Origin of the sequence: Rhodoferax sp. U11-2br (assembly GCF_018619435.1) — a bacterium.
In the GTDB taxonomy this organism is placed as follows: Bacteria; Pseudomonadota; Gammaproteobacteria; order Burkholderiales; family Burkholderiaceae_C; genus Rhodoferax.
Window position 1 is genome coordinate 165,483 of sequence record NZ_JAHFZF010000001.1, and the last position, 11,642, is coordinate 177,124.

An 11,642-nucleotide genomic window follows, 5' to 3' on the forward strand; every position below is an offset into this window, starting at 1 on the left:
ACAGCCTCTTGACCGGGTTCACCTGTTCGCCGTTGTGCTACCCCACCCACTTCCGCGCATTGCGCCACAGCTGCATCCACGGGCTCAAACCTGACACATCCTGGTCGGTCCAGCTCATCTGCACGTTGCGGAACACGCGCTCGGGGTGCGGCATCATGGCGGTGAAACGGCCATCGGCCGTGGTCACGGCGGTCAGGCCGCCAGGGCTGCCGTTCGGGTTAAACGGGTAGGCTTCGGTGGCTGCGCCGCTGTTGTCCACGTAACGCATGGCGGCAATCGCCTTGTCGGCGTTGCCCCGGTACTTGAAGTTGGCAAAACCTTCGCCGTGCGCCACCGCAATCGGCAGGCGGCTACCTACCAGGCCATGGAAGAACAGCGATGGCGATTCCAACACTTCCACCAGGCTCAGGCGGGCTTCAAAACGTTCACTCTGGTTGGTGGTGAAACGTGGCCAGTCTTGTGCGCCGGGGATGATGTCGGCCAGCTCGGCAAACATCTGGCAGCCGTTGCACACGCCCAGGCCAAAGGTGTCGGTACGCGCAAAAAAGGCTTTGAACTGATCGGCAAGCGCCGGGTTGAAGGTGATCGAGCGCGCCCAGCCGATGCCGGCGCCCAGCGTGTCGCCATAAGAGAAGCCACCGCAGGCGACCACGCCTTTGAAGTCCGAGAGTTTGGCGCGGCCCGTTTGCAGGTCGGTCATGTGCACGTCAAAGGCTTCAAAACCGGCCTCGGTGAAGGCGTAGGCCATTTCGACATGCGAGTTGACGCCCTGCTCGCGCAGCACCGCCACCTTGGGGCGGGCCAGCACAATGGCGGGGGACGCTATCGTGTTAGTAGCTACCTTCCCTTGTTCTATAAGGGCTAGAGCCCGATTTGGCAGATAAACATGCAGCCCCGGGTCTGCCGCTTGGCCAGCGGCGGCATGTTCGACATCGGCACAAGCGGGGTTGTCGCGTTGCTGGCAGATCTTCCAGCTGGTGGCGTCCCACACCTGGTGCAGGTCGGCCAGCTTGGCGCTGAAGATGGCCTTGGCATCGCGCCAGACCTGAATCTCGCCAACCCCGGCCTGAATCTCAGACGCCACCGGGCGGGTTTTGCCGATGATGTGGCTGTGTTGGCTCAAGTGGTGCTCACGCAAGGTTTGCAGCACCGCGCTGCGGTCCGCTGTGCGCACTTGCAGCACCACACCGAGTTCTTCGTTGAACAGGGCTTTGAGCGTGAGCTCGTCGCGCCGTCCGCTGATCTGGCCTGCCCAGTTTTTGCTGTCGCCCACGTCCATGCGGCTGTCGGAGATGCCGTCGCCTTCGGTGACCAGCATGTCCACATTGAGCGCCACACCCACATGACCGGCAAAGGCCATTTCACAGACGCTGGCAAACAGGCCGCCGTCGCTGCGGTCGTGGTAGGCCAGGATCTGGCCCTGGGCGCGCAAGGCATTGACCGCGTTGACCAAGTTGATCAGGTCTTGCGGCTGATCCAGGTCGGGCACGGCATCGCCCATCTGGCCCAGGGTTTGCGCCAGGATGCTGCCGCCCATGCGCTTCTGGCCCCGACCCAGGTCGACCAGGATCAGCGAGGTGTCGTCCAGCGCGTTCAACTGCGGCGTGAGGGTGCCGCGCACATCGGCCAGCGAGGCAAAGGCGGTGACGATCAAGGACACCGGCGAGGTGACCTTTTTGGCGGCACCGTCAGCTTGCCACTGGGTGCGCATCGACAGTGAATCTTTGCCCACCGGGATGCTGATGCCCAAGGCTGGGCACAGCTCCAGGCCAACGGCTTTCACGGTTTCGTACAACGCGGCGTCTTCGCCGGGTTCACCACAAGCGGCCATCCAGTTGGCTGAGAGCTTGACGCGGTCCAGCTCCAGCGGTGCGGCCAGCAGGTTGGTGATGGCCTCGGCCACCGCCATGCGACCCGAGGCGGGTGCGTTCACCGTGGCCAGCGGGGTGCGTTCACCCAGGGCCATGGCTTCACCGGCAAAGCCTTTGTAGTCGGCCAGCGTCACCGCGCAGTCGGCCACCGGCACCTGCCAGGGGCCCACCATCTGGTCACGGTGGCTCAAACCACCCACGGTGCGGTCACCAATCGTGACCAAAAAGCGTTTGGACGCCACGGTGGGGTGCGCCAGCACGTCGATGGCGGCTTGCTGCAAGGTGGCATCTGTCAGGTTCACGGGGGCAAACACACGCTCGACCGAAGCCACATCGCGGTGCATCTTGGGTGGTTTGCCCAGCAGCACGTTCATCGGCATGTTCACCGGCAAGTCGGCCTCGGTCTGGACCACCTGACGCTGGGCCAGGTCCACATCACCCACCACCAGTTGACGCGCCTCGGTGGCGACACCGACCACGGCAAACGGGCAGCGTTCACGCTCACACAGAGCCTGGAAGCTCGGCAAGGCATCGGGGCCGATGGCCAACACATAACGTTCTTGGCTTTCGTTGGACCAGATTTCTTTGGGTGCGAGGCCACTTTCTTCAAGCGGCACCGAGCGCAGGTCAAACAAAGCGCCGCGTTGGGCGTCGTTGCTCAACTCGGGAAATGCGTTGCTCAAACCACCGGCGCCGACGTCGTGGATCGCCAGGATGGGGTTGGCCGCGCCTTGCAACCAGCATTGGTTGATGACTTCCTGAGCACGGCGCTGGATTTCGGGGTTGCCACGTTGCACCGAGTCAAAGTCCAGGTGTGCGGCGTTCGCGCCGGTGGTCATCGAGCTGGCAGCGCCACCACCCATGCCGATGCGCATGCCTGGGCCACCGAGCTGGATCAGCAGGCTGCCAGCGGGGAATTCGATCTTGTGAGTCTGGCTCTGGTCAATCACGCCCAGGCCACCGGCCAGCATGATGGGTTTGTGGTAACCGCGCTGCTCGGTCTGCGTCGTGGCCAAACCTTGGGCGTCTTTGGCGGTGTAGCTCAAAGACTGTTCGTACTCGCGGAAGTAACCGAGCAAGTTGGGGCGACCAAACTCGTTGTTGAAGGCGGCGCCGCCCAGCGGGCCTTCGGTCATGATTTGCAAGGGGCTGGCGATGTGGGCCGGTTTGCCATAAGCCGCAGTTTGGCCCCAGTCGAGTTTGGAGACGGTGAAGCCGGTCAAACCCGCCTTGGGCTTGGAGCCACGCCCGGTGGCGCCCTCGTCACGGATTTCACCGCCGGCACCGGTGGCCGCGCCGGGGAACGGCGAGATGGCAGTCGGGTGGTTGTGGGTTTCCACCTTCATCAGGATGTGTTGGGTGGCGCTTTCCTTTTGATAGCTGGGTGCGCTCACACCATAAGGGCCAGAGGCCGATTTGGCACTGAAACGCTCGACCTGCGCCCCGGCCATCACCGAGGCGTTGTCAGAGTACGCCACCAGCATGTGCTGCGGGTTGGTCTGGTGCGTGTGGCGGATCATGCCAAACAGGCTCTTGTCTTGCGCCACGCCGTCGATGGTGAACTGCGCGTTGAAGATCTTGTGGCGGCAGTGTTCGCTGTTGGCCTGGGCGAACATCATCAGCTCGACATCGGTCGGATTGCGATGCAACTGGGTGAAGGCGTTGACCAAATAGTCGATCTCGTCGGCCGCCAGCGCAAGGCCAAACTCGGTGTTGGCGGCCAGCAGCGCGGCCTTGCCACCGCCGAGCACATCCACATGGGCCATCGGTGTGGCGGGCAGTTCGGTGAACAGGTCCAGGGCCTGGGCGCGCTCGAACATCACACTCTCGGTCATGCGGTCGTGCAACAGGTCGGCGATTTGCGTCAGTTGTTCGGTGTTGAGGGTCGGCTTGGACAACAAACCACTTTTGAGCGACACGTGGTATTCCACGATGCGCTCGACCCGTTTGATGGCCAGACCGCAGTTGTGCGCGATGTCGGTGGCTTTGGAGGCCCAGGGCGACACGGTGCCAAAACGGGGTGTCACCACAATCAGCGCACCATCCTGCGGGCCGGCATAGGGGTCGCCATAGGTCAGCAAGGCGGCCAGCTGGTCTTTGAGCGCGGGTGTAGGTGCCTCCACACTGGCCACCAGATGCACATAACGTGCGGCAATGCCGTTGATCTTGTCGTGCACAGCTTGCAGGGCTGGCAGGAGTTGCTGGACACGGAAGGCGCTGAGGGCGCTGCCGCCCTCAAAAGGGGTGAGATGCAGGGTCACGGTGGGGGCCTGGAAAGAGATGGACAAAACTGGACAGCACTGGCGGCGCAAGCCGCTGGCCGGACGGGGCCGAAACTGGACCGAATTTTAGCCGGGCGAACTTGCCCGCCATCGGCCTGGGGCTGCGCTAGAGCGGTGCAGGGGGACGAGGGCGGCCCAGCCACAGACCCGCCATCAGCATCAGCGCCGCCAACACCCCCAACAGCGGCACAAACAGGAAGATCAAGGCGCCCTGCGGATCGGGGTGAATGTAGAGGGTGTCCACATAGGCCCAGGTTCCCAGCACCAGATACAGCGCCGCCAGGCCCAGCACCCACCAGGTCGCCGCAGATCGGCTCCGCACCAGCCGGGCACACCCCCAGACCAACACCCAGGGCAAGGCCACCCAGGCCACAAAAAACAGCGCAAAAACCATCTTTCCAGCCGGGTGAAAGTCGCTCAGCAGCAGCGCCAGATGGCTCAGCACACCCGCTGCAACCACCAGCTGCGCCAAGCGCAACGGCCGCGTCCAAAGCGGCTGCTTGTCAGTGCCGGGCACCATCCTGCGATATCTCCCGACGGCGTTTGAGGGCCCGCCTGGCCTCTGACACAGCCACCCACAGCGTGTCACCCAACAACAAGGGGTACAGCAGCAACAGGTCCACCCGGATATTGCATTCACCGCTGCACAACACACGCTTGGCCATCAAGACCTCGTAGATCGCATACACCAGCCAGACAAGCGCCAGCACAAGCCAGCGCCTGGAGCCGAGCCAGCGCCACAACATCAGCAACACCGTGGCCACCAGGACAGCGATGACACTTGCCTCAACCATCAAGAGCTCCTACCAAAAAGTCAACACCTGTCAGACTCACCTCACCCCCTCTTTCTGCCAGACACTGGCGACTGTGACCGATACCAGCGTCAGCCCTCAAGGCAGCGCCCAGCTCAGGCCACCCGCCACAACACCTGTCAACAGCAGCCACACGCAGGGGCGCATCTGTTTCACGGCCTCAGCGAAAGCCAGCGGCAGCTTGGGGTGGGTAGGTTTGGCATCGGAAACACGATAGCAGAACCTTGGTGCCTGGTCCAACCAGCGCTGGGCCATCTGCCCCCACTGCCACAGGGGGCCAGACCCTCGGGGATAATCGGGCCCCATGACTATCACCATCAAAGACGCCCAAGGCATTGCCGGGATGCGCGTGGCTGGCCGCCTGACCGCCGAGTTGCTGGACTACCTGGCGCCATTTGTCAAACCTGGCGTCACCACCAACGAGCTCAATGACCTGGCCGAGGCCTACACCACCGAGGTGTTGGGCGCGATTTCAGCCCCGCTGAACTACGCCCCCAGCGGTCACAACCCCTACCCCAAGTCGATCTGCACCTCGGTCAACCACCAGGTCTGCCACGGCATCCCCAACGACAAGCCGCTCAAAAAGGGCGACATCGTCAATGTCGACGTCACCCTGATCAAAGACGGCTGGCATGGCGATTCAAGCCGCATGTACATGGTGGGTGAGGTGTCGGTGGCGGCCCGCCGCTTGTGCAACCTGACCTATGAGGCCATGTGGAAAGGCATCATGAAGGTGCGCGATGGCGCTTACCTGGGCGACATCGGCCATGCCATCCAGACCTTTGCCGAAGGACAGGGCCTGAGTGTGGTGCGCGAGTTTTGTGGCCACGGTATTGGTGCCAAGTTCCACGAAGACCCGCAGGTGCTGCATTATGGCCGCCCGGGCACGCTGGACCAACTCAAGGCCGGCATGGTCATCACGATTGAGCCGATGCTCAACGCCGGTCGGCGTGAGATCAAGGAAATGGGCGACGGCTGGGCCATCGTCACCAAGGACCGCTCGCTGTCTGCCCAGTGGGAACACACGGTGCTGGTCACGCCCACCGGTTACGAGGTGCTAACGCTGTCGGCCAACAGCCCGGCCATCCCGGCCTTTGTGACACCCAGCGCCTGAGCTGCCCGCCCCACCCCACCTGCCCGCCATGACTCAACACACCCGCATGCGCAGCCAGTACCGCGCCGACAAGTCCTTGCTGCTGGCCGAACTGGCTGGCAGTGGTGCCGCCACACGTGGTGTCAACGCCGCCTTGGTCGGCCTGTCCCGGCTGGCAGACGATGCACTGAGACAGCTGTGGCAGCAGGCGGGATTCAGCAGCGGCTGCGCCTTGCTGGCGGTGGGCGGTTTTGGCCGCAACGAGCTGTTTCCACATTCGGATGTGGATGTGCTGGTGCTGCTGCCCGACGATGTCTCGCCCGAAGCCGACCCGGCGCTCAAGACACTGATTGAGGGCTTCATCGGCAGCTGCTGGGACGCTGGTCTGGAGATTGGCTCAAGTGTGCGCAACATCAGCGACTGTTTGGAAGAAGCCGCCAAGGATGTCACGGTACAAACCGCACTGCTGGAGGCGCGCCTGATCACCGGCAGCCAGAGCCTGTTTGCGGCTTTTCAGAAGGCCTATTTCGCCACCATCGACGCGCACGCCTTTTTTGTCGCCAAAACCCTGGAGATGGAGCAGCGCCACCACAAGTACGAAGACACCCCCTACGCGCTCGAGCCCAATTGCAAGGAATCACCCGGCGGCCTGCGTGACCTGCAGACGGTGTTGTGGGTGGCCAAGGCGGCGGGTCTGGGCGCCAACTGGGGTGCGCTGGCCAAAGCCGGTCTGGCCACGCCATTCGAGGTGCGGCAGATCAAACACAACGAGGCGGTGATGCGCCTGATCCGCGCCCGCTTGCACCTGCTCTCCGGTCGGCGCGAAGACCGGCTGGTGTTTGACTTGCAAACCAGCGTGGCGGCCTCGTTTGGCTACAAGCCGCCAGACATCGCGAAAGACCAGCGCGCCTTTGTGCGCCCCAGCGAGAAACTGATGCGCCAGTACTACTGGGCGGCCAAGGCGGTGACCCAGCTCAGCCACATCCTGCTGCTCAACATCGAAGAGCGGCTGAACCCGCAGAGCCACACGGTGCGCCAGCTGCGCCCGCTGGACGAGGATTTTCTGGACAAGGCCGGCATGATCGAGGTGGTCAGCGACGACCTGTACCAGCGCAAGCCACACGCCATTTTGCGCACCTTTCTGGTCTACCAGACCTATTACGGTCTCAAGGGCCTGTCGGCCCGCACCCTGCGTGCGCTCTACAACGCACGCAACCTGATGGACAGCGCCTTCCGCCACGACCCGGTCAACCGCGCCACCTTCCGCCAGATCATGATGCAGCCCGGTGGCCAGACCCATGCGGTGCGGCTGATGAACCAGACCTCGGTGATGGGGCGCTATTTGTGGGCGTTCCGGCGCATCGTCGGCCAGATGCAGCACGACCTGTTCCACGTCTACACGGTGGACCAGCACATCCAGATGGTGCTGCGCAATGTGCGGCGGTTTTTCATGGTGGAGCACGCCCACGAGTACCCGTTTTGCTCACAACTGGCCAGCGGCTGGGACAAACCCTGGATTTTGTATGTGGCGGCGCTGTTCCACGACATTGCCAAGGGCCGGGGTGGTGACCACTCCAAACTCGGCGCGATGGAGGTGCGGCGCTTTTGCAAACAGCACGACATCGGTGGTGAAGATGCCGAGCTGATCGAGTTTCTGGTGCGTGAACATCTGACCATGAGCCGCATCGCGCAGAAGTCCGACCTGGGCGACCCCGATGTGATTGCCAACTTTGCCAAACATGTGGGCAACGAACGCGCGCTGACCGCGCTCTACCTCTTTACCGTGGCCGATATCCGTGGCACCAGCCCCAAGGTCTGGAACGCCTGGAAAGGCAAGCTGCTTGAAGACCTGTACCGCGCCACCTCACGCGCGCTGGGTGGCCACGCGCCCGATGTGCACGCCGAGGTGCAGGAGCGTCAGCGCGACGCCTTGATCGAGTTGGCCCTGCTGGCGCAGCCGTTTGAGTCCCACAAGGCCTTGTGGGCGACACTCGATGTGGGCTATTTCATGCGCCACGATGCGGTCGAGATCGCCTGGCACACGCGCATGTTGTCGCGCCAGCTGGGTGGCACCGCACCGATTGTGCGGGCGCGGCCCTCGCCAGTGGGTGAAGGTCTGCAGGTACTGGTCTACACGCCTGACCAGGCCGACCTGTTTGCCCGCATCTGCGGCTTTTTTGACCAGCGTGGTTTCAGCATTCTGGATGCGCGCATCCACACCACCCAGAACGGTTACGCGCTGGACACCTTCCAGGTGGTGGCCACGCACCTGACCGCCCACTACCGCGAACTGGTCAACATGATCGAGTCGGAGCTGGGCCATGTGATTGCCACCAGCGCCGCCCTGCCCGCACCCAGCCGGGGCAGGGTGTCACGCCGGGTCAAGAGTTTCCCGATCACACCACGTGTGAGCCTCAAACCCGACGAAAAGGCACAACGCTGGCTGCTCAACATCTCGGCCAGCGACCGCGCCGGTCTGCTCTACAGCGTGGCTTTGGTGCTGGCGCGCCACAAGGTGGACCTGAACCTGGCCAAGATCAACACCCTGGGCGAGCGGGTGGAAGACACCTTCCTGATCCAGGGTGCGGCGCTGCAGCACAACCGCAACCAGATCCAGATCGAGACCGAGTTGATCGACACCCTGAGCTAAAGCTCATCAGCTTTTTTGGCCTCTGTCCCTTATTCCATAAGGGCTAATAGCTATCTATTTGATAGAAAACGGATGGCAAAAGCTTAATCCTGCGGCGCATCCAGCCCAGGGAACAACACCTCGGTGAAACCAAAGGCCTTGAAGTCCCGCACCCGCATCGGGTACAGCGTGCCCACCAAGTGGTCACACTCGTGCTGCACCACGCGGGCGTGGAAACCCGACACCGTGCGGTCAATCGGGTCACCATATTGGTCAAACCCGGTGTAGCGGATGCGTTCATACCGAGGCACCTTGGCGCGCAGGCCCGGCACCGACAGGCAACCCTCCCAATCCTCCACCACCTGCGGCAGCAGCGGCGCACCATCGGCCTGCACGCCCGACACGCTGGGGTCGTCCAGGCCTGGCGGCAGCGGCAGGATGGTCGGGTTGATCAACACGGTGCGCGGCACAACGGGCGCATCGGGGTAACGCGGGTTGATCTGGTTCGAGCCAAAAATCACCACCTGCAAATCCACCCCGATCTGCGGCGCCGCCAACCCGGCGCCGTCGTTGGCGAGCATGGTGTCGAGCAAGTCGGTGATCAGCAGGTGCAACTCGTCCGAGTCGAAATGCACCACCGGCAAGGCCAGGCGCAGCAGGCGCGGGTCGCCCATTTTGAGAATGGTTCGTACGGTCATTCGTTTACTCCTTGCAACAGGGTTTGCAGGCCGGCCTCGTCCAACACCGGCACACCCAGCGCCAACGCCTTGTCGAGTTTGCTGCCAGCCTCGGTGCCAGCCACCACATAACTGGTCTTTTTGCTGACCGAGCCCGCCACCTTGCCACCAGCGGCTTCGATCAGCGCCTTGGCGTCTTCGCGACCCAGCGTGGGCAGGGTCCCGGTCAGCACAAAGGTTTTGCCGCTCAAAGGGGTGGGTGCGCGCTCGGCGGGTGGGCCTTCGGGCCAGGTCACACCGCAGGCGCGCAACTGCTCGACCACCTCGACATTGTGCGGCTGCGCAAAAAACGTGCGCAGGCTTGTGGCGACGATCGGGCCCACATCAGCGACTTCGAGCAACTGTTCTTCAGACGCCGAGATGATCGCATCAAGCTGACCGAAATGCCGCGCCAGTTCCTTGGCCGTGGCCTCGCCCACATGACGGATGCCCAGGCCAAACAGAAAACGCGGCAGCGTGGTTTGCTTGGATTTCTGCAGCGCATCGAGCAGATTCTGTGCGGACAAGACCGCCATACGGTCCAACTCCGACAAGGTGGACAAAGCCAGAGCCTGTTGCTTGGTCGGATCCAACTCGGTCGCAAGTTGTTCCTGACTGATCGCCAGCAATTCCGCCTGCGCACGCCAGCCCAGGCGGTACAGATCCGGCAAGGTGCGCACCACGTCGCGCTCCACCAACTGGTCCACCAGCTTGTCGCCCAGGCCTTCGACCTCCACCGCGCGGCGCTGGGCAAAGTGCAATATGGCTTGTTTGCGCTGGGCGCTGCAGAACAGCCCGCCGGTGCATCGGTAGTCAGCCTCACCCTCCTCACGCACCGCTGCGCTGGCACAGACCGGGCAGGTGTGCGGCATGGTGAAGGGTTCTGGCTCTCCCACACGTTTGTCGAGCAACACCGACACCACCTCGGGGATCACATCCCCTGCGCGGCGCACGATCACGGTGTCGCCCACGCGCACGTCCTTGCGGCGCGCCTCGTCTTCGTTGTGCAACGTAGCGTTGGTGACGGTGACACCACCCACAAACACCGGCGCCAGTTTGGCCACCGGCGTGAGTTTGCCGGTGCGCCCAACCTGCACGTCGATGGCCAGCACGGTGGTCAACATCTCTTGCGCCGGGAATTTGTGGGCCACTGCCCAACGCGGTTCACGCGTGACAAAACCAAGCTGGCGTTGCAAAGCCAGGCTGTCTACCTTGTAGACCACACCGTCGATGTCAAACCCCAGGCTGACGCGCTGCTCTCCAATTTTGGTGTAATATGCTACCAAATCAGAAGCACCCTGCCCTTGTCTAACAAGGGCTGAAACCGGAAAACCCCAAGACTTGAGGGTTTGTAACATCTCGAACTGGCTGGCAAACACCGGGCCACCGGCATCAGGTGAGGTGATGTCACCTAGGCCGTAGGCAAAAAAGCTCAGGGGCCGCTGCGCCGCAATCGCCGGGTCGAGCTGGCGCACCGCACCGGCAGCCGCGTTGCGCGGATTCACAAAGGTTTTTTCACCCTTGGCTCCGGCGGCGATTTTCTGGCGCTGGCGCTCATTGAGGGCCTCAAAGTCGTCACGGCGCATATAGACCTCACCCCGCACTTCCAGCACGGCAGGAACGGGCTGGCAGGTTTCGCCGCCGGGCCGCCCCAAGGCGAAACGCGCCCCCTCGGGGGGCAGCGAGGACACGTCAGTGCCGAGCGTGGGGGCAACCAACTTCAAGGGGATCTGGCCAATGGTGCGGATGTTTTGGGTCACGTCCTCACCGGTTTCGCCGTCGCCCCGAGTGGCGGCCTGCACCAGCACACCGTCGACATAACGCAGGCTCATCGCCAGGCCGTCAAACTTGGGCTCGGCCACATAACCCACAGCTGGGTCACTCTCAGTCAGACCCAGCTCGCGGCGGATGCGGGCGTCAAAGTTTTCGGCACCGCTGGCGCTGGTATCGGTTTCGGTGCGGATGCTGAGCATGGGCACCACATGACGCACCGGGTTGAACTGGTCCAGCGCTTTGCCGCCGACACGCTGGGTGGGTGAGTCTGGGGTGACCAGATCGGGGTGGGCGGCTTCGAGCACCTGCAACTCACGAAACAGCCGGTCGTACTCGGCATCGGGGATGGTCGGTGCATCCTCGACGTAATAACGGTGGGCGTGGGTGTGCAACAGCTGGCGCAGCTCGGCCAGGCGCAGAGTGTCATCCGGCGGTGCGGCAAACAAATCGGGTGTCTGCATGGTCT

Annotated in this window: 7 protein-coding genes; 2 read left to right on the forward strand and 5 right to left on the reverse strand. The window is 63.1% G+C overall.

The annotated features are described in order from the left end of the window. Positions 1 to 37: 37 nt before the first annotated feature. From purL to KKO72_RS00795, 3 genes are all read right to left on the reverse strand, one after another. The gene (gene purL / locus KKO72_RS00785) at positions 38 to 4,132 is read right to left on the reverse strand and encodes a phosphoribosylformylglycinamidine synthase (protein ID WP_214934428.1); all 4,095 of its coding nucleotides are present in this window, start codon (positions 4,130 to 4,132) and stop codon (positions 38 to 40) included. A 127-nt stretch (positions 4,133 to 4,259) separates the two neighbouring features. Continuing rightward, positions 4,260 to 4,673 (reverse strand): hypothetical protein, encoded by a 414-nt coding sequence (locus tag KKO72_RS00790; RefSeq protein ID WP_214934431.1) that lies wholly within the window; start codon positions 4,671 to 4,673, stop codon positions 4,260 to 4,262. Further along, complete coding sequence (locus tag KKO72_RS00795) at positions 4,657 to 4,947, reverse strand: hypothetical protein (RefSeq protein ID WP_214934434.1); 291 nt, start codon at positions 4,945 to 4,947, stop codon at positions 4,657 to 4,659. The genes KKO72_RS00790 and KKO72_RS00795 overlap by 17 nt, the downstream gene beginning before the upstream one ends. A 322-nt stretch (positions 4,948 to 5,269) precedes the next feature. On the opposite strand from KKO72_RS00795, the gene map reads away from it, so the two are divergent. Next, on the forward strand, positions 5,270 to 6,079 hold the full coding sequence (gene map / locus KKO72_RS00800; RefSeq protein ID WP_214934437.1) for a type I methionyl aminopeptidase: 810 nt from the start codon (positions 5,270 to 5,272) through the stop codon (positions 6,077 to 6,079). A gap of 28 nt (positions 6,080 to 6,107) precedes the next feature. Next, complete coding sequence (locus tag KKO72_RS00805) at positions 6,108 to 8,708, forward strand: [protein-PII] uridylyltransferase (RefSeq protein WP_214934439.1); 2,601 nt, start codon at positions 6,108 to 6,110, stop codon at positions 8,706 to 8,708. A gap of 83 nt (positions 8,709 to 8,791) precedes the next feature. On the opposite strand, the gene KKO72_RS00810 is transcribed toward KKO72_RS00805, so the two are convergent. Continuing rightward, on the reverse strand, positions 8,792 to 9,385 hold the full coding sequence (locus KKO72_RS00810) for a peptide deformylase (RefSeq protein WP_214934441.1): 594 nt from the start codon (positions 9,383 to 9,385) through the stop codon (positions 8,792 to 8,794). After that, complete coding sequence (gene ligA, locus KKO72_RS00815) at positions 9,382 to 11,637, reverse strand: NAD-dependent DNA ligase LigA (RefSeq protein ID WP_214934444.1); 2,256 nt, start codon at positions 11,635 to 11,637, stop codon at positions 9,382 to 9,384. Before ligA ends, KKO72_RS00810 begins: the two co-directional genes overlap by 4 nt. Positions 11,638 to 11,642: the final 5 nt, after the last annotated feature.